Raw genomic sequence first — 18,840 nt, forward strand, 5'->3', positions numbered from 1 at the left:
GCGCCGGGTTTCAGCGGCAGACGACCGGAATGACCACCTGCTCGTTGGCTCTCGATCGGTAGGAAAAGGACGCCTGGCAGGAGCCTTGGGCAGTCGTCGCCGTCAGGGTATTTCTGCCTGCAAGTCCTGTCACGTAGGCGCGTCCGTCATAGCCGACGAGGACATCCGGATTGCCGTTGACCTCGACCTGCGATCCTACCGCGAGCGGCTGTCCGTCCGGTGTCGACACGACCAGCACCGCGGCGTTGATATTGGTGCGGACCCGGAAGTCCACGCGCACGCCCGCGCGGTCGGCCGGCGCCACGACGTCCTGCGTCGTGGCGACCTCAGCGTCGACGGGCAGGTCGGCGGCGCCGATGGCGATCTTGTTCCTCTGATAGGAGCGCAGGCCCGGCAGCAGCAGCCGGCCATGCGCATCCGTCGTCCCGGCGGGGCGATTTTCATAGAAGACGCCGACATTGGGCACGCCTGTTTCGACAACGGCGAAGCTGTCGTCGATCCGGTCGGTCAGGAACACCCCGGAACCCATGCTCGCGATCGCGCCATCGACCTGCGCGGTCGCCGTGGTGCCGGAACTGGAATGAATGACGGCGGCATCCGCCTGCCCGTAGGAAGAGCGATAGGACGCCGCCGCCGCGCCTTCGGTGGATTTCTGGCTGAAGCTGGCCCGCCAGCCGATGCTGCCGGGTTCCTGGCCCAGCGGCTTGCTCACTTCGGCGAGCGCTTCTACGCCGTCCCGACCGGCGGAAACTGCCGATGATGCCATCGTGTCGCCGCCAATCGGGATGGACAGGGCGCCGAACAGCCCGACATGCCGGTCGCCGCAAAGCTCGGCGAACGCGGTGGCGTTGAAATAGCCGAAAGACAGCGTCCGCGAATAGGATGCGGTGATGATCCTCGAGCTTTCGCCGGTCGCGGATGTGAGGTCGATATAGCTTGCGCCGATGCTGTCGTTGCCGGACGACAGAGGCATGCCGAACGAAACGCTGTTGACCATCTTCTGCGGTCGGCCGCTTTGAGCGGATCCATCGGTCTTGGTATCGAAGTCCAGAAGGTTGAAGAACGCGTGGTCGGCCCCCGTCCTTTCGCGAAATCGGTCAGTCGCCGACGCAAGATCGTCATAGTGTCCGAACGTCATCTGCGAGCTTGCATTGATGCTGAGACTGCCGAGCCTCATTTCGTAGGAAGCATAGGCCTGCGCCCCGTTGCCGGTGTCGCCATGGCTGGCGGACAGGGCGAACGAGGCGACGCCAAGCGAGCCGGTGCGGGTCACCAGGCCGGCGCCGCCATTGACCATCCGGCCGGAGGCCTCCGCGTGGCCTTCCAGCGTCAGCCAGTCGAAAACGCCTTTGCGCAGGCTCGCTGACACGACCGGCTGATTGAGGGCATATGCGTCCGAACTCGTTCCGTAGCCGAGCCGCGGGAGACCAGCCTCCAGCGAAAAGTCCGATAATCCCGGTCTCAGCAGGTTGGGCGACGCATAGAACGGCACGGTCGTGCGCGTTTCGTGACCCGCCGCGTCGCGCAGCACGACGCGCGCTTCCCCGCCGCCGGTTGTGACGGGGATGTCGGTGATCCGGAAGGGGCCGGCGCCGATGTCGTGCGAATAAGCCTTCGCATCATTGACGTAGACGTCCACCGTGGATGGAACCGCCGCGCTGCCGCGCACGGAGGCAAGCGGCTGGGTGATCAGATCGGCGCGGAGCCCGAAATTGCGACGCAGCTGAAGCCCGCCGATGCGGATCGGCCGCGTCCAGGCGAAGCCGCCGGAGATGGCATCGCCGGCCTGATAGGTGACCAGCCTTTCCGGGTCCGAATAGCTGAAGGTTGTGTCGAGCCTGAGGGCATCAGCGCGGCCGTCCTGATCCAGCCGCAGGATCGCGGACTGGCCGAGCGAGCCGATCGGCGAGAAGGCTCGCGCGTCGAGCGTTGCGGAAACGCCGCTGAAAGCGAAGTCGGTTTTGTCGGCGTCCCGTCGCGAGGTGGCGAAGAGATTGTAGTTGAGGACGCCGCCGGTGCCTGCCTCCGCTTGCGGCGGAGCTTCGCCGCCGGGCATCGCGTCATAGGCCATCGTCCCGCGCAGCCCCTCATTGATGCTCAGGAAGAGACGCTGCTGCCGCTCTTCGTAGCGATAATCGAGGCCCTGGATGGTGTCGAGCATGACAGTGGCGTCATCCAGCCGGTCCTTGCCGACAGCCAATCCCAGGGCGCGCAGCTCGTCGGGGCCGGTCCCGAAATGCTGTCCGTCGGGGGATGTGAACGCCGCGATCTGGTTGGTCGAGACGCCATTGACGAAGACTTCGAGCTGAAATTGCTGGGTTGCCGCGGCTGCGGGATCGAACTGTTTCAGCGTTAAGAGCAGTATCGAAAATCCCAGTAGGCGCGCTGCCTTCACGGCCCGGCGTCAACCGCGGCAACCGCGTTGATTGCGCCTTCGGTGCCCTCTGCAGAAACCGAGACCGATCCCTTCGCGGCGAATTTGCGCCCCTTGACCGGCGCTATCCACCGCATGGTGGATTGACCGAGCGCATATCCGACCAGGCCATTCCCGAAGGATATGTTGTGCCCGCCGGCATCGCGCAACGAGAGAGCCGAGATGCGCAGGCGCTTGCTGCCGCGATTGTGGGCGGAAACGATCAGTCGTCCGTCCCGCTTCGACACCGTCCAGTCCACGGCCGGCTGCGTTCGTTGCGGCGAGCCGAAGAAGACCGGTATGGAGTGGCGCACCAAGAGCTGCACCGTGCCGCTGCGCGCGCGGCTCGCGTCCGGCAATTCGTCGACGAGCAGACGATAGGCCTCTTCGGCCGGCACGGGCCGTTTCGTCACGCGCACGATCCGCGCCACGTAGTCGACGCCCGGAGCGAGCGTGATCGCGGGTGGCGATGCGACGACATCCTCGGTGGGAGTGAGGGATTCCTCGCCATTCGACTGCGACCAGCGGAAGACGCGGATCTGAACCGTGCTGGGGGTTGACCCCGCGTTGCGCAGCGTGATCGTCGAGGCGGATTGGGGGGCAACGACGTCGACCAGGGCAGGTTGCACCTGAAGGGAATCCGCGCGCGCCGGCAATGAGCCGAAAAGCAGCGTTGCCGCCAAAGCCGAAGCCAACCTCGACACAGTCAATTTTCCCCCAAGCCGACCGCAAGGCGGCCATCTGCTGCCGAAGCGGTCCAGCCATCGATCGAATTGCTGATCCGTCCGAAATGTTGGTTACGCACGACCCGAACGCGAAGGCGCTAGCTTCTTGCAGGCCTGACTGCACGGCTTACGCCTAGTAGGTGACCGTCACCGTCACGGTATCGGTATAGACCGCTGGAGCGGGTGTCGACTGCGTCGGCACGCGTCCATAGACGGTGAAGCTTTGAGCGGAGCCATTGCCGGTCGCCGAGACCGTATCGGTGCCGACGGTGTTGCCCCAGACGGTCGTCCTGCCACTGTCGCTGTAGAGCGTGTAATTGATGGTGGAGGCGCCGTTGGTCATCTTGCGCGTGGCAACGGTCGCTCCCGAGCCGGTGCCCGCATTCAGGCCGATATTGTAAGGCGTGGTGTTGGTGCACTGGACCTGCAGCGTCGATGTCTGGTCGACATTGGCTGCGATGACGCCCGACGATCCGAAGTTGAGCGTCGCCGCGCTGTTGATGGTGCAGGAGGCCGTGATGGTCATCTGCACGGACATCGAATTCGTCGTTGTCGTGGCATTCGCCTCGCCGCTGAAGAGTGCCAGCAGAGCCAGGCACGCTGATGTTGTCCTCCGCACAGGCGAGGCTCCTTGACCGAGGGTTGAGGGGATAGGATGGGGCGGGCTGTTCGTTCGGCAATGATATGCCTGCGCATGGTTAATTAAGAGTTACTAATATAAGGTGTACTAATATACAATCCGCGCCACTCTCTGATCTGGGCAGGGTGGACTTGGCAGGACAGGTTTGGGCGAGGGGCAATAGATAAGGGGTTCCCTTATCCCGCGCATTCCCTTATTGGCCCTACTCCCCTACTCCCCTACTCCCCTACTCCCCTACTCCCCTACTCCCCTAAGCCCCATGATCCGTCTTGAAAATATCGGCAAGCAGAACGGCCGACAGATCGTCTTCATCGAAGCCTCCGCCGCCTTGCAGAAGGGCGAGAAGGTCGGGCTCGTCGGTCCGAACGGCGCCGGCAAGACGACGCTGTTTCGAATGATCATCGGCCAGGAGCAGCCTGACGAGGGCCAGGTCTCGGTCGATCGCGGTGTCACCATCGGCTATTTCAGCCAGGATGTCGGCGACATGGGCGGCATGAGCGCCGTGGCCGAAGTCATGGAAGGCGCCGGGCCTGTGAGCGCGGTAGCCGCCGAGATGCGCGATCTCGAGCACGCCATGGGCGATCCCGAGCGCGCCGACGAGATGGATCAGATCATCGAGCGCTACGGCGAATTGCAGCATCGCTTCGAGGAGCTCGACGGTTATGCGCTGGACGGCCGCGCCCGTGAGGTGCTCGATGGCCTTGGCTTCTCCCAGGAGATGATGGACGGCGACGTTTCAAAACTCTCTGGCGGCTGGAAGATGCGCGTCGCGCTCGCCCGCATTCTTCTGATGCGGCCCGACGTCATGCTGCTTGACGAGCCGAGCAACCATCTCGACCTCGAAAGCCTGATCTGGCTGGAGAAATTCCTCAAGGACTATGACGGCGCGCTGCTGATGACCTCGCACGACCGCGAGTTCATGAACCGCATCGTCAACAAGATCATCGAGATCGATGCCGGCGCGCTCACCTCCTATTCCGGCAACTACGAATTCTACCAGGAGCAGCGCGCGCTGGCCGACAAGCAGATGCAGGCGCAGTTCGAGCGCCAGCAGGCGATGCTCGCCAAGGAGATCGCCTTCATCGAGCGCTTCAAGGCGCGCGCTTCCCACGCGGCGCAGGTGCAGAGCCGGGTGAAGAAGCTCGACAAGATCGATCGCGTCGAGCCGCCGAAGCGCCGCCAGACGGTGGCCTTCGAGTTCCAGCCGGCGCCGCGCTGCGGCGAGGACGTGGCGACGCTGAAGGGTATCCACAAGGCCTATGGCAGCCGCAATATCTATTCCGGCCTCGACTTCCAGATCCGCCGCCGCGAGCGCTGGTGCGTGATGGGCGTCAACGGCGCCGGCAAGTCGACGCTTTTGAAGCTGGTGGCCGGCGCCTCCGAGCCGGACGTGGGCACAGTCGCGCGCGGCCCGAGCGTCAAATTGGGTTATTTCGCGCAGCACGCCATGGAGCTGCTCGACGGCGAGCGCACCGTCTTCCAGACCCTGGAGGACAATTTTCCGCAGGCAGGCCAGGCACCGCTGCGCGCTCTTGCCGGCTGCTTCGGTTTTTCCGGCGACGAGATCGAGAAGAAGTGCCGCGTGCTGTCAGGCGGCGAGAAGGCGCGCCTGGTGATGGCGCTGATGCTGTTCGATCCGCCCAACCTTCTGGTGCTCGACGAGCCGACCAACCACCTCGACATAACGACCAAGCAGATGCTGATCGAGGCGCTGTCGCAATATGAAGGCACGATGCTCTTCGTCTCGCACGACCGCCATTTCCTGGCGGCGCTGTCGAACCGCGTGCTGGAGCTGACGCCCGACGGCGTCCACACCTATGGCGGCGGCTACACCGAATATGTCGCGAGGACAGGCCAGGAAGCGCCGGGGCTGAGGGGGTAGGGAAGTGCGGTTTTGGCGCTCGTGTGGGGAACGTTGCCGAATTCCGCACAAACTTTCAGGACGAGGGCCGCGATTATTCTGCTGCCGAGGCTAATAGGTTTTGAATAAATGAAAAATAGGAAGAAGTACGGCTAAAATAAGTATAATTATTAAAGCAACAATCTTTGTACGAGATATAACGATTTTTCCATTCTTCCGCCCAGGAAGCGCCAGGCCAGTGGAGATCTTGTTTTGAAGAGCTACCACTCCAAACATTCCTGCCGCAACGAGAAAGCCTGACAGATGGGCATACGGTCTGAACCAAGCAGGGAGGAACGGCTTGCCCATCATAAGGGCGAAAAACAAAGCTGCACCAACAATCACGGTGATATTGCGAAAGTCGAAACGTTTCATCCCTTAAATATCCCTCTTCGGTGTTTCCGCAGAGGACTTAAATTGAAGTCATCCGTCAATCAGCGGCTGCAAATATAGTAAAGTCAAAGCGCGTCGTAGAGAGCGTCGATATCCGACGACGTCTCGCTGTCGGGCTTCGCCGCATCCGCGGGCAGCGCGACATCGGCAAGCTCGGCCGCGCCCTGCGTCACCGACTTGAACGGCTTGCCGTCGAATTCCGGGGCCATCGTCACCCAGAAACTTTCGACCGGGTCGGTGAGGAGCAGCACCCTCGATGCCGCGGGCGCGAAAACCCTCGAGCTGCGGCGAGGCTTCGAGCCGGGCGCGGTCGTCGCCGGCCATGAAGAAGATCGCCTTCTGGCCTTCCTTCATCGCCGCAGCGTAGTCGGCAAGGCCGCGCCAGCCTTCGCCCGAAGTCGTCGAACGGAAGCGAGCCACGGCAATCGGATGCTCGCGCAGGCAGCGCCATCCGATCGACCAGGAGCGGCCAGGGTAAAGAAAATTTTTATGCGACAGGAGCTTCTCTTTTCCATCCTGAAGTCTTCGCATCGGTCATGTGAATGATGACAAGCAGCTCGCTGTCTTTCCCTTTTGTGGCGCGGGCTTTCAGCATGCATCCAGCGAGAAAATTAACATATGTTAGGAGCGGAAGAGGGATCACCTACCGCCGGATTCGCATAAGATTGAAACTCGCGATAACCTTAATTTCGGTTTCTTTTGCGGAGGCTTCCCGAGTGGAAGGTAAAGGGATAAATTAGTAATTTGTTAAGTACGCCTTGGGGGCTAGCTTAAGGGATGTGCCGTGATGAATTTTAAGTCTCTGATCAAGCGGGCCGAGGACGTCGATAAGGAATTTCAGGAACTCCAATCGGATCTGGCCGAAGCATTCGAGGACGTTCTTGCGGATGATGAACAGGCGCCGCCAGGGGACGCCATCGTCCCCGATGAACTGTCGGCAGATGACGAACATCCGGCCGAAGACCGACCCGATGCGGTGGCATCGCGGTTGACGCCGCATACCCAGACGCGGCTGGCCGCGCTGGAGGCGGTCGCCGGGCTTTTCCGGGACGGGCAGGGCCATATGCAGGAGATCGAGGCGAAGTTGGCGGAGATCGCCACCGCGCATCATATGACGCGCGAAGTCCTCAACGTCTTCCATCGCGATGTGCTGCGCTCCAACGAACTGGAGCTGGCAAACCTCGCTCTCACCAACGAACACAAGACGCTCTCCGAGCAATTGCTCGACGCTGCCCGCAGGCAGCGCGAACGCGAAGGCGCGGCCGAAGCGTGGCAACAGCGGGAAGCGAGCCTTGTACAGGACCGGGAGCAACTGCGCTCGGCGCTTGCCGCCGTGCGTCTGGAGCTGGTGGAGATGGGCAATGAGAGCGCCCGGCGCGAGACGGAGTTCGGTGAGATCGTCAAGGCTCTGACCGCCAAAACCGTTGAAGTCGACAGGCGCGGCGCCGAAAACAAGCTGCTGCGCGAAAAGCAGGTCGGCCTTTCGGTCGACCTGGAGCAGGCGCAAAAGCGCGAGGCGGAGGCCCGGCACAAATTCGACGAGTTCGCGGCAACCCACGCCAGCGAAACCGCCCACATTGCCGAGCTGATGGCCCAGCTCGGCAACCGCGAAAAGGAAGAAACCCGGCTGCAGAAAGCACTGGAGGCAACGCAGGCCAGGCTTGCCGAAACAACCGAGGCGGCGCGCATCGCCGAAGGCGACGCCGCGGCCGAATTGGCGCGCAGCCATGCGGAGATGCGCGGCTTGCGTTCCGAAATCCAGGAATTGCAGTCGCGCCTGGATCACGTCTCGACCCACAATGACGAAGCCATGGCCGAGATCGTCGGGCTCAAAGCGCAGTTGAACGATGCCGTGACCGAACGCCAGATTGCGCAGCAAAGGCTCGCCGTTCTCACGGACGAGAGCGAAATCGACAAGAAGAACCTGTCGGCGGTCAGCACCAATCTCTCGCAGCTTTCGCTGCAGCAGGCGTCCGAGCAGATCCAGCTCGATATCCAGAAGCAGGAATGCGAGGATTTGCACGCCGAGATCGAAACGCTCAATGCCCGCATCAGGGAATTGTTGCCTTACGAGCGGCTGCATCGGGTGACGGACGCCAGATCGCGCAAGGATGCCGCGCCTGCGGCCAATGGGATCATCGCGGAAACGGGCCGCCCCGCCGCGCGGCGTGTTCCGCGGCGAAACATGCGCGCCAACGCAGGCTAATGCACGTCGCCCAAAAGTGCGCAGCGGTTTTGGGATAACGACATGCATCAAAACAAAGATTTAAAGCACGTCGCCTGAATCCGTTTCATCGCGACGCGCTTTAAGAAAAACTGCCGCGTACTTTCCTGGAGTTGCCTGGCGGCTATTTCCCCGCCATGCTGTCGGCGAGGTCCTGCGCCTGCTTGAGCAGCGCCGGGAAGGACGGATCGCCGGGCAGGCGCTGGGCCATGCAGGCGCGGTAGTCGGCGTCGCCCTTTTCCCAGGCGGCATTGGCGGGGTCGGAAGCCTGCGGGTCGTCTTGGTCCATGCCCTGGTCGGTCTGCGTCTGCTGGGCTTTCTGCGCGGCGGCGTCCGCGGCTGCCCAGAGCGTATCGCACGTCGCGATTCTCGGCACGGCGGGCGAGGCGGGCGCCTCGGCAATCAGGACGCGGTCGCCTTTGACGACCGCCACGACGACATGCTGGTCGTAGATCGGTCCGACATCCTGCGTCCAGCCGCCGAGCCGGGCGACCACCGCATCGGCGCCGTCGGGCTTCTTCAGCGAAAAGTCGAGCGTGCCCGAGAATGCGGCGTCGCTGCCGATGGCCTGGGTGTAGAAATTATCGAGCTTCAGCGCCTCGCCGATGTCGGTGGGCAGTTTGAAATCCGCTTCCGTCTCCGCCGACTTTGATTTGAGCCAGCGCTCGGTCAGCCCGCGCGTCGAGGCCACGATGCTCGGGCCTTGGTCGCTCTGGGCATACCGCAACCCGTCAAGCATGCCGTAGCCGATATCGGAGGCGTTGAGGCTTTCGATGTTGATGGTGCCGGTGGCCGGAAAACCCTTGACCGAAAGCGGGCCGAGAATGCTGGTGAGCCGCTGCTGCAGGTCGGCCAGCGCCTTCTCGTTCTGGGCATCGATGGTTTCGATCGCCGTGTTGGCGCTTTCCTGCGCTGTGATGTCGGCAATCGCCTTGTCGCGCGCCGCGATGTAGTCGTCCTCCGGCGAGGCCGCATATGCCGTGCTGCCCGCCAGCGTGAGGAGAAGTGTCAAAACCAACCGCATGATGTGCCCCCGTTTTCGCCCAAAGCCATACGCAAGTCTTGCGGGCAAGATTGGGCTAAAAAAAGACTGAGGCGCCCACGTTGAAGCAGCGATCTCCGCCCTCGCGGGGGAGATCGGATGTCGCCGTCGATTTCGCCGATCACCGACGTGATAGCTTCATATCACCCCTTCCGCTTCTCCATCTCGGCCTTCCGCAGCAAGAACCGCTGGATCTTGCCGCTCGGCGTCTTCGGCAGCTCGGCGACGAACTCGACCTCGCGCGGATAGGAATGCGCCGAGAGCCGCTTCTTCACATGCTGGGCGAGCTCCTCGGCCAGCGTTTCGCCACCCTGGAAGGCGGGTGACAGCACCACGAAGGCCTTGACGATCTCGGTGCGCTGCGGATCGGGCACGCCGACCACCGCCGCCTCGTTGACCGCCGGATGCTCGATCAGCGCGCTTTCGACGTCGAACGGCCCGATGCGGTAGCCGGCCGAGGTGATGACGTCGTCGGCCCGGCCGATGAAGGAGACCGAGCCGTCGGGCTCATATTCCACCGTGTCGCCGGTGCGGTAATAGCCGCCGGCCATCGCCGGTGTCTCCGCCTGATGGTAGCCGTCGAACCAGCGCAGCGGCGAGTTGGCGATATCGACCGCGAGCACGCCCGGCTGGTTGGGGCCGAGCTCGTTGCCCGCTTCGTCCAGCACCACCATGCGGTAGCCGGGCATGGGAAAACCTGCCGAGCCCGCGCGCACCAGATGCGCCAGCCCGTGATGGTTGTTGACCATCATGCCGTTCTCGGTCTGGCCGTAGTGGTCGTGGATCGGGGCGGCCAGGTGCGCTTCGAACCAGCGGATCACTTCCGGGTTGAGCGGCTCGCCGGCGCTGCTCACCACGCGCAGGCTGCCTTTGACGCGGGCGGCGGCCTCCGGCCCTTCCGCCATCAGCAGGCGATAGGCGGTGGGCGAGCCGGCAAGGCTGGTGACGCCCAGACGCTCGATGATGTCGTAGGTCGATTTGGCGTTGAAGGCGCCTTCGTAGAAGGTCGTGGCAATGCCGAGCTGCAGCGGCCCGGTGATGGCGTAATAGAGCCCATAGGCCCAGCCGGGATCGGCGATGTTCCAGAAAATGTCGTCGGGACGAAGCCCGATGGCGTCGCGCATATAGGCGCCGAAGGCGAGCAGCGCACTGAGCGGCACCGGTACGCCTTTCGGGTGCCCGGTCGTGCCGGAAGTCGACATCATCATGAACAGGTCGGAGCCCTTGCGCATGACCGGCTCGCAATCGGGCGAGGCGGCGGCAAGGGCGGCGCGGAAATCGATGTCGCCTGCGGGCAGCGTGTCGCCGCTGCCAAGCAGGGTGGCGATGCGCGGGTGGTTTTCGACCTCGTCGAGCTTGCCGCGATTGGCGGGGTTGGTCACCATCAGCCTGGCCTTGCTGTAGCTCAGGCGATGCTCGATCGCCTTCGGGCCGAAAGCGGTGAAAAGCGGCTGGTAGACCGCGCCGACGCGCCACGCGCCAAGGATCAGTGCCACCAGCTCGGGAATGCGCGGCAGCATGCCGGCCACGACATCGCCGGGGCGAACGCCAAGCGCCTTGAGCATGGTGCCGACGCGACCCGACAGGTCGGCGAGGTCGTCGAAGGAGTATTCGCGCAGCTCCCCGGCGACCGAGATCGCGCGCAGCGCCAGCCGGTTCTCGCCGGTATAGCGGCCGCAGCATTCGACATAGGCGTTGATGCCTGTTGCGGGGTCGCCGTCGAGCCTTGCGATCTCGTCCTCGATGCGAAAGCGCTCGATGGCAACTTCGTAGCGCGGCAGCGCCGGCGTCTTGGTCATGGCATCCTCCCTCGGACCCAACGCCATCTCCCCATGGCGCGGGCTGGACGAGAGATTGCCCGAAAAGATGGCGCGGGTCGATTGCGGCGAAAGTCGAGAACCGGACAGGCAAGCTATGCTGGCGTTCCTTCACAGCCCCCTCTGTCCTACCGGACAGAGGGGGGCGGGAACTCAGCGCTTCAGGGTCTGCGGCAACCGAACGGTTGACCCCGCCGGCCATCCAGCCGATATCCCTCGCGCATGACCACCGACCTCAAACAACCGGCCACCCCCGATGCTGCCTGGCAAGCTGACATCCGCGCCGGCGTGCGCCATGTCCGCGACCTTGCTTCCCTGCCGCTCTCGCCCGCCGAACGCGCCGCCGCGCAGGAAGCCGCCGCCGCCCACAAGGTGCGCGTGCCAAAGCCCTATCTCGACCTGATCGACTGGAACGACCCCAACGACCCGATCCGCGCCCAGGTGATCCCGTCGCCGGACGAATTGGTCGCCGCCGAGGGCGAGCTCGACGACCCGATCGGCGACCATGCCTTCAGCCCGGTGCCGCGTCTCACGCATCGCCATGCCGACCGTGTGCTTTTGTTCCCCACCTATCGATGCGCGGTCTATTGCCGCTTCTGTTTCCGCAAGGAGTCGCTGACTTCGATCGGCCGCGGCTATACGCGCGAAGCGCTGGAGCCGGCGCTGGCCTATATCGCCGGACACCCGGAAATCCGCGAGGTGATCCTGACCGGCGGCGATCCGCTGTCGCTGCCCGACGCAGCGCTCGCCGAAATCCGCGCCCGCCTGGAGGCGATCCCGCATCTGCGGCTGTTGCGTATTCACACCCGTGTGCCGGTGGCGCTGCCGTCGCGCATCACTGCCGGTCTGGTCGCGGCGCTGCGGGGCCGGCTGATGGTGAGCGCGGTGACCCACTTCAACCACGCGCGGGAAATCACGCCGGACGCCGAGGAAGCCTGCCGCACGCTGCGGCAGGCGGGCTTCGTGCTGCTCAACCAGAGCGTCCTGCTGAAAGGCGTCAACGACAACGTCGATGTGCTGGAAGAGCTCTGCCGCGAGCTGATCTATCGCCTCGGCGCAAAACCCTATTACCTGCACCACGGCGATCTCGCGCGCGGCATGGCGCACCGCCGCACCACGATCGCCGAGGGCCAGGCGCTGGTCGCGGAGCTGCGCCGGCGCCTCTCCGGCGTCTGCAACCCGACCTATGTCATCGATCTGCCCGACGGCGGCGGCAAGGTGCCGCTGGCGGCGAGCCATATCGAAGGCCGCAACGGCGATGCCTGGCTGATCCGCGGCCAGGACGGCAAGGTGCGGGAATACAGCGAGGTGGTGGCGGACTGCTGAAGCGCCCGCATGCCGCTCGAGGGCGGCCCGGCCGCCTCGTTGGGGGCAATCTGCCGGCTGCCGGGCCTAACCGGCGGAAGTTGGTGGCCGCCGGCTGCGACAAGCATCGGCCCGAGCCGCCGTGACTGCACCATGTGAACGAAGGATTGCCTTCGTTTGCTCCTCTGTTCGCACGATGCGGCGTCCTGCCAAAAGGCGCGACACTGTCATCGATCCTCTTTGGATCATCGTAAAGTCCTTAGCTGCCTAGTCCCCAGCTGGGTTCACCTAGCGATCCTCGAGCCCCGCCTGCTCTCCCGGAGCACGCGGGGCTCTCCGCTTGTTACCGCCGGGTCTAAACATTGCCCTCTTCTCGTGGGAACTGGAGCCCGCGCCCCCGCATTCTATGAGCGGGGCCTAAAGGAGCGCAGCGTGAAGGCTTTGTTGGGAATTGTCGGCGGCTTCGTGCTGACCCTGGCGGTGTTCGCCAGCGGCCTCGCCTTCGCCACCTGGCTGCTGGCCGCCAAGCCGGTGCGTCAGGCAACGCCCGCGATCGGCGTTTCCGAACTCTGGACGAAGGATGCCCAGCCGGTCGATCCGCAAAAGCAGAATCTTGAACGCATTCCCGCCCGGCAGGCCGCGGCCGCGCCCGGCAAACCGGCCGAACCGGCCAAGATGGACAGCGGAACGCAGACGGCGGCCCTCGCCGCGCCGGCGCCGCTCGCCGCGCCGCGACTGCAGCCATTGCCGGGCGTCTCTGAGTCCGGCCAGCCCGCGCCCGACGCCAACGCGAACCAGCAGCCGGCCACGGCCGATCAGCAGCTGCCCGTCGCCCATCTGCAATGGTGCGCCACCCGCTATCGCAGCTACCGTCCGGCAGAAAACAGCTACCGCTCCTACAGCGGCGAGCTGCGCCCCTGCATCTCGCCCTATTACGACCCAATGGACGACCGCACCGCCTCGACTGGCCCAAACGATCAGGCGAACGGCCGGCAAAGCGCTACCGACGACCAGATGAGCGACGACCAGGCCGAGATGGAAGGCTACGCTCCGTCAGGCGACGGTTACGCCACCACCTATGGTGCCCCGCCGGAAGAGATTTCGCCCGAAGCGCAGGCCGGGGAACAGGCGCCGGCCCGGCAGGTATCGGGCCACCATGTCGACTATTGCTTCAACCGCTACCGCTCCTACGATCCGCAGGACAATACCTACCAGCCCTTCGACGGCGGCCCGCGCCGCCAGTGCGAGTAGGGCCAGCGCCGCGCTGAAGGCTGGCGCGAGGCATGCCTCGCGCCATGCGTATGCGGTTGTCGCCGTCCAGCCGCCGCCAACCCGATACCCGCCGGAGACCAAGCTGAAACACACCATCTCTACAACCGGCATGCCCGCGAAACGGTCGAGCCTGATGGTCGCGCATCCCAGAACCCAGGAGCGAGCGCCGATGACACCCGACCAGATCAAGCTTGTGCAGGAGAGTTTTCGCGAGATCGTCCCGATCCGGGAAGCGGCCGCCGCCTTGTTCTACGAGAAGCTGTTTGCCATCGATGGCAGCCTCAAGGCGCTGTTTCGCGAAACCAACATGAAAAAGCAGGGCGCCAAGCTGATGGCGGCGCTGGGCTTTGTCGTGCATGGGCTGTCGCGCGCCGAAACCATCCTGCCCACCGTCCAGGACCTCGCTAGGCGCCATGTCGGCTATGGCGTCGAGGAACATCACTACGCAACTGTCGGCCAGGCGCTGATCGAAACGCTCGAGGCGGGCCTCGGCGAGGCTTTTACGCCTCAGGTGCGCGAAGCGTGGGCAGCGGCCTACGGCCTGCTGGCGAGCGTGATGATCGCCGCGGCGCGGGAAGTGCAACTGGCGGCTTGAAGGCAGCCTCTTTCCTCGCCCCCATGAAATGGGGGAGCAGAGGAACCCAAGCCTGGCCAGCATCGCGTTCCGTCACACCCCCCTCTGTCTTGCTGGACATCTCCCCCGCAAGGGGGGAGATCAGATGTCACGCCGGCTTTCGCCAATCGCCAACGTTGCAAGGAGGGTCAACGGCGGAGCTGCCAATCTCCCCCCTTGCGGGGGAGATGCCCGGCAGGGCAGAGGGGGGTGCTGTCCCGCCGGCGCCTCAGTGTTCGGGCCTACAAGTCGTGGGCGAGGGAAGAGGCGCGCCTCATTTCCCTGAAACAACCTTCCCCGGATTCATCACATGACCCGGATCGATCAACTCCTTGATCATCCGCGCCAAATCCTGCTTCACCGGGTCGGCGTAGCGCTCATAGGCGTCGCGCTTTTCCAGCCCCACCCCATGCTCGGCCGAGAACGAGCCGCCGGCCTCGCGCAGCCCTTCATAGAGCACGTCCTCGATCGCCGTGTGCCGCTCATGCGAGACCGGGCCGTCGCAATTGATGGAGATGTGCAAATTGCCGTCGGCGAGATGGCCGTACACATAGGGCGCGTAAGCAGCGTCGAGCTTCCTCAGCCCCGCCTCGATGCGCGCCACATAGGCGTCCATCGCGCCCCCCGGCACGGAAACGTCGAAGGAGGGCGGCGAATGGTGCGCGTGCTCGATCTGCTGGGTCTCCTCGCGCAGCCGCCACATCGCGGCGGCCTGCGCGTCGGAGCTCGCGACCAGCCCGTCGACGATGCCGGCCTCTTCCCAGATCGCCGCCAGCCCGTCCTCCAGCACGCCTCTCGCCGACTCCATCCTGTCGGCGCCGAGCCCCAGCACCAGCAGGCAGGGCGCGTCGAGCGGCAACTGCCCGGGCGCGTAGTTAAGCGCCCGCTGCATCAACGCGGCAAAATTGCGCCACAGGATCTCGGCGGCGGTGAGCCGGGCGCTGGTCGAGCCCAGGAAGTGCCGCACGATGCGCTGCGCGCTGGCCGCGTCGGGCACGCCGACAAGCGCGGTGGCGCTCGCTCCTACCACCTGGTCGAGCCGCACCGCCACGCGGGTAACGATGCCCAGCGTCCCCTCCGCTCCGATGAAGAGATGCTTCAAATCATAGCCGGCGCTGGTCTTGAGCACCCGGGTGAGATCGCAAAACACCCGTCCGTCCGGCAGCACGGCTTCGAGACCGAGCACGCGGTGGCGCATCGTGCCGTTGCGAAACGCCCTGATGCCGCCGGCATTGGTGGAAACCATGCCGCCGATGGTGGCACTGCCGCGCGCGGCAAGGTCGATGCCAGGGTCGAGCCCATGCAGGGCGCAAGCCTCCTGCAGCGCGCCCAGCGTGACACCCGCCTGCATGATCGCCACGCGCGCGAACGGATCGATCTCCTCTATTCTGTTGAGTCCGCCGAGGTCGCAGATCACCTGCCCAGCCGAAGTCGCCGCCCCGCCCGCCAGGCCAGTACGTCCGCCCTGGGCGACAAGGCTGATGCCGTGCTCTGCGCAGAACCGCACCAGGGCCGCGACGCCTTCGACATCGCGCGGCCGCACCAGTGCCGAGGCGCCGAAATTGCGGGCATCGAAGCCGGGATCGCGGGTAGCGAGTTCGGTGGCGTCCCAGACGCTGGAGTCGGGGAGGGCGGTAAGGAGGGAGGCGGGAAGGGATTCGCTCACGAACTTCAAACTCCATGGGGGCGGCCGGGACGTCCTGAGGCTCTCAGCATCACCAAAGGCGGCGCCAATCTCATTCGGAAACCAGTCGTGGCTGCGGCAGTTGGCCGGGGTCGAGAGCGTCGATCAAGCTCTTGCCGATGCGAGATCCGAAAAACGCGCTGGTGCCAACGAGATAGTAGCCTCGATCGGATGTGAGCGGCTGCGTATCGAGGGCAACAAGCAGGCCGTTCGTCAGCAGGCCATCTATTACTCCCATCCACCCAAGCGAGATGCCATGTCCCGTCAGCGTTTCATGGATGGCTATGCCATGGTTGGTCACTTTGATGCCAGCTTCGATCTGGAGCGCCTTGGCGGCGCGCTGGTCGCGCCAGTCCTGCCAAGTGAACCAGCGCCGGTCACGGTCTTCGAGGTGAATCAGCGGGCCTTTTTCTAGGATTGCCTCGCGTGATCGTTCTTGCAGTCGAGCCGCGAGCGACGGCGATGCGATGGGCACGACGATTTCGGGCATCAGCAGGTGGCTTTCAAAGCCGAGCCAATCGCCATCGCCAAACAGTATCGCGCAATCGACACCATCGAGCGGAATATCTTGATCCCGCTCCGACGTTACGACCCGGACGGCCAGATCGGGCTCGGTCTGTTTCAACGTCGAGAGCTTCGGCATCAGCCAAAACATGGCAATGCCCGGATAGGTCGCCAGCGTGAGGCCGGGCTGGCGTGCCCGCTGCCGCAGCGCTCTCGTCGATCTTGCAATCTCGTCAAGCGCGCTCGAAACGCTGCGCCAGTAAGCCTGCGCTTCGGCAGTGGGGACCGTCTGGCCACCATTGCGGTCGAACAGCAGCACCCCGAGGTCCTGCTCGAGAGCCTGTATCTGATGGCTGACGGCCGGCTGGCCGACGTTCAATTCCCTGGCCGCCTTTGTGAAGCTGCCGAGCCGAATGCACGCTTCGAAGACACGGATCGCTTTCAACGACGGCAAATCACGCATGAGCTCGGTCGTCTCCTTCCAGGATGATCGACACTACATCCATCATCGAAAAAAGTAATGAGCGCATGAATCTTCCCGGCCTTTCGCAGTTGCGGGTTTTCATGCGAAATGCGGTGGCTGCCGAGGTTCCGTCGAGGCGAGAAGCAGGAATGTCGAAGATGCCAGACGATGCGTTCGACTACATCATTGTCGGGGCGGGAACTGCGGGCTGCCTGCTCGCCAATCGTCTGAGCCGCGACGCATCGAAGCGCGTGCTGCTTATCGAGGCGGGCAGGAAGGACAATTATCCTTGGATACACATCCCTGTCGGCTACCTCTATTGCATCGGTAACCCGCGCACAGACTGGCTCTACAGAACCGAGGCCGATCCAGGTCTGAATGGACGGTCGCTGCGTTACCCTCGCGGCAAGACGCTCGGCGGCTGCTCATCAATCAACGGAATGATCTACATGCGCGGCCAGGCACGCGACTATGACGCCTGGGCAGCCGCGACGGGCGATGATAGCTGGTCGTGGGCGAACGTCGTTCCCGACTTCAAGGCGCATGAAGATCACTACCGCATGGACGAAGGCGCGGATCCGATGACGGGCGACAACAGCCGCTTTTCCGACATGCACGGTCACGGTGGCGAATGGCGCATCGAAAAACAGCGGCTGCGCTGGAATATTCTCGAAGCCTTCGCCGAAGCCGCCGTCGAGGCCGGCGTTCCGCGAACGGATGATTTCAACGGCGGCGACAATGAAGGCGTCGGCTATTTCGAGGTCAACCAGCGCTCGGGCTTGCGCTGGAATGCCTCAAAAGCCTTTCTACGCCCGGCACGGGCGCGCCGGAATCTGGCGATCGTCACCGAAGCTCAGGTCGAAGCGCTGGTCATCTTACGCGACGCCGAGGGCGGCAAGGTCTGCAGGGGTGTCGTCGCTCACACGGCCGGCCGCCGTATCGAATATGCCGCCCGGCGCGAGGTGATCCTGTCGGCCGGAGCGATCGGGTCGCCGCAGATCCTGCAACTGTCCGGGATCGGAGCAGGCGCACTGCTGCGCAAACATGGAATTGACGTGGCGCTTGACTTGCCGGGTGTCGGCGAAAACCTTCAGGACCACCTGCAGATCCGAACGGTCTACAAGGTTAAGGGCGCGCGGACCCTGAACACGCTTGCCAACAGCTTCGCCGGCAAGGCGATGATCGGGCTGGAATATGCGTTGAAGCGCACCGGGCCGATGAGCATGTCGCCGTCGCAACTCGGCGCCTTCACCCGCTCCGATCCGGCGCAGCCCCATGCCAATCTCGAATACCATGTCCAGCCGCTCAGCCTCGATGCCTTTGGCGAGCCGTTGCACCCCTTCCCCGCGCTGACGGCCAGTGTCTGCAACCTCAACCCGACCAGCCGCGGCAGCGTCCGCATCCGCTCCAACCGCATGACCGATGCTCCGATGATTGCGCCGAACTATCTTGCCAGCGATCAGGACAGGAAGGTCGCGGCCGACAGCCTGCGCCAGGTACGGAAAATCGCCGGCCAGGCCGCGCTTCGCAGATACGAACCCGAGGAATGGAAGCCGGGGCTGCAATTCCAGAGCGACGAGGAGCTGGTCAAGCTCGCCGGAGACATCGCCAGCACCATCTTCCACCCGGTCGGCACCACCAGGATGGGTATGCCTTCCGATCCCATGGCCGTCGTCGATAGCCGGTTGCGGGTGATCGGTGTTGGCGGACTGCGCGTGGTCGACGCGGGCGTGATGCCGACCATCGTCAGCGGCAACACCAATTCACCCACGCTCATGATCGCCGAAAAGGCGGCCCGCATGATCGAGCAGGATGCCCGATCGGCGCGAGCGTGACGGCGTCGCA

14 protein-coding genes and 1 pseudogene are annotated in these 18,840 nt (G+C 64.2%); 6 read left to right on the forward strand and 9 right to left on the reverse strand.

The window, feature by feature from the left end:
- Window positions 1–10 precede the first annotated feature (10 nt).
- The 3 genes from RFM68_RS28965 to RFM68_RS28975 all read right to left on the reverse strand — a co-directional run bounded on the left by RFM68_RS28965 (window position 11) and on the right by RFM68_RS28975 (window position 3,757).
- Window positions 11–2,395: a fimbria/pilus outer membrane usher protein gene (locus tag RFM68_RS28965; protein WP_320236427.1), complete on the reverse strand. Its 2,385-nt coding sequence runs from the start codon at window positions 2,393–2,395 to the stop codon at window positions 11–13.
- Window positions 2,392–3,096 (reverse strand): fimbrial biogenesis chaperone, encoded by a 705-nt coding sequence (locus tag RFM68_RS28970; RefSeq protein WP_320236428.1) that lies wholly within the window; start codon window positions 3,094–3,096, stop codon window positions 2,392–2,394. The genes RFM68_RS28965 and RFM68_RS28970 overlap by 4 nt, the downstream gene beginning before the upstream one ends.
- A 175-nt stretch (window positions 3,097–3,271) precedes the next feature.
- Window positions 3,272–3,757: a Csu type fimbrial protein gene (locus RFM68_RS28975; RefSeq protein WP_430694967.1), complete on the reverse strand. Its 486-nt coding sequence runs from the start codon at window positions 3,755–3,757 to the stop codon at window positions 3,272–3,274.
- 280 nt (window positions 3,758–4,037) lie between these two features.
- Between RFM68_RS28975 and RFM68_RS28980 the strand changes: the two genes are divergently transcribed.
- Window positions 4,038–5,660: an ABC-F family ATP-binding cassette domain-containing protein gene (locus RFM68_RS28980; RefSeq protein ID WP_320236429.1), complete on the forward strand. Its 1,623-nt coding sequence runs from the start codon at window positions 4,038–4,040 to the stop codon at window positions 5,658–5,660.
- A 90-nt stretch (window positions 5,661–5,750) separates the two neighbouring features.
- On the opposite strand, the gene RFM68_RS28985 is transcribed toward RFM68_RS28980, so the two are convergent.
- Entirely contained in the window at window positions 5,751–6,053 is a 303-nt protein-coding gene (locus RFM68_RS28985; RefSeq protein WP_320236430.1) for a hypothetical protein, read from the reverse strand.
- Window positions 6,054–6,160: 107 nt separating this feature from the next.
- Window positions 6,161–6,497, reverse strand: a pseudogene (locus tag RFM68_RS28990) (molecular chaperone HtpG); the annotation flags it as partial.
- 361 nt (window positions 6,498–6,858) lie between these two features.
- On the opposite strand from RFM68_RS28990, the gene RFM68_RS28995 reads away from it, so the two are divergent.
- The gene (locus RFM68_RS28995) at window positions 6,859–8,277 is read left to right on the forward strand and encodes a coiled-coil domain-containing protein (protein WP_320236431.1); all 1,419 of its coding nucleotides are present in this window, start codon (window positions 6,859–6,861) and stop codon (window positions 8,275–8,277) included.
- 142 nt (window positions 8,278–8,419) lie between these two features.
- On the opposite strand, the gene RFM68_RS29000 is transcribed toward RFM68_RS28995, so the two are convergent.
- The gene (locus RFM68_RS29000; protein WP_320236432.1) at window positions 8,420–9,319 is read right to left on the reverse strand and encodes a hypothetical protein; all 900 of its coding nucleotides are present in this window, start codon (window positions 9,317–9,319) and stop codon (window positions 8,420–8,422) included.
- A gap of 161 nt (window positions 9,320–9,480) precedes the next feature.
- The gene (locus RFM68_RS29005) at window positions 9,481–11,136 is read right to left on the reverse strand and encodes an acyl-CoA synthetase (RefSeq protein ID WP_320236433.1); all 1,656 of its coding nucleotides are present in this window, start codon (window positions 11,134–11,136) and stop codon (window positions 9,481–9,483) included.
- 240 nt (window positions 11,137–11,376) lie between these two features.
- Between RFM68_RS29005 and RFM68_RS29010 the strand changes: the two genes are divergently transcribed.
- From RFM68_RS29010 to RFM68_RS29020, 3 genes are all read left to right on the forward strand, one after another.
- Window positions 11,377–12,480 (forward strand): KamA family radical SAM protein, encoded by a 1,104-nt coding sequence (locus tag RFM68_RS29010; RefSeq protein WP_320236434.1) that lies wholly within the window; start codon window positions 11,377–11,379, stop codon window positions 12,478–12,480.
- Between the two features lie 411 nt (window positions 12,481–12,891).
- Window positions 12,892–13,710, forward strand: coding sequence for a BA14K family protein (locus RFM68_RS29015; RefSeq protein ID WP_320236435.1), 819 nt, complete (start codon window positions 12,892–12,894; stop codon window positions 13,708–13,710).
- A gap of 190 nt (window positions 13,711–13,900) precedes the next feature.
- Complete coding sequence (locus RFM68_RS29020; RefSeq protein ID WP_320236436.1) at window positions 13,901–14,326, forward strand: globin family protein; 426 nt, start codon at window positions 13,901–13,903, stop codon at window positions 14,324–14,326.
- 292 nt (window positions 14,327–14,618) lie between these two features.
- Here RFM68_RS29020 and RFM68_RS29025 read toward each other — a convergent pair whose 3' ends face one another.
- Together RFM68_RS29025 and RFM68_RS29030 are read right to left on the reverse strand one after the other, a co-directional pair.
- A complete protein-coding gene (locus RFM68_RS29025) occupies window positions 14,619–16,010 on the reverse strand; it encodes an FAD-binding oxidoreductase (RefSeq protein WP_320236437.1) in 1,392 nt (463 codons plus the stop codon).
- A gap of 70 nt (window positions 16,011–16,080) precedes the next feature.
- On the reverse strand, window positions 16,081–16,995 hold the full coding sequence (locus tag RFM68_RS29030) for a LysR family transcriptional regulator (RefSeq protein ID WP_320236438.1): 915 nt from the start codon (window positions 16,993–16,995) through the stop codon (window positions 16,081–16,083).
- Window positions 16,996–17,153: 158 nt separating this feature from the next.
- Here RFM68_RS29030 and RFM68_RS29035 point away from each other — a divergent pair, with 158 nt between their 5' ends.
- Window positions 17,154–18,830: a GMC family oxidoreductase gene (locus RFM68_RS29035; protein WP_320236439.1), complete on the forward strand. Its 1,677-nt coding sequence runs from the start codon at window positions 17,154–17,156 to the stop codon at window positions 18,828–18,830.
- The last annotated feature ends 10 nt before the right edge of the window (window positions 18,831–18,840 follow it).

It is taken from the genome of Mesorhizobium montanum (assembly GCF_033977145.1).
Lineage (GTDB): Bacteria > Pseudomonadota > Alphaproteobacteria > Rhizobiales > Rhizobiaceae > Mesorhizobium > Mesorhizobium montanum.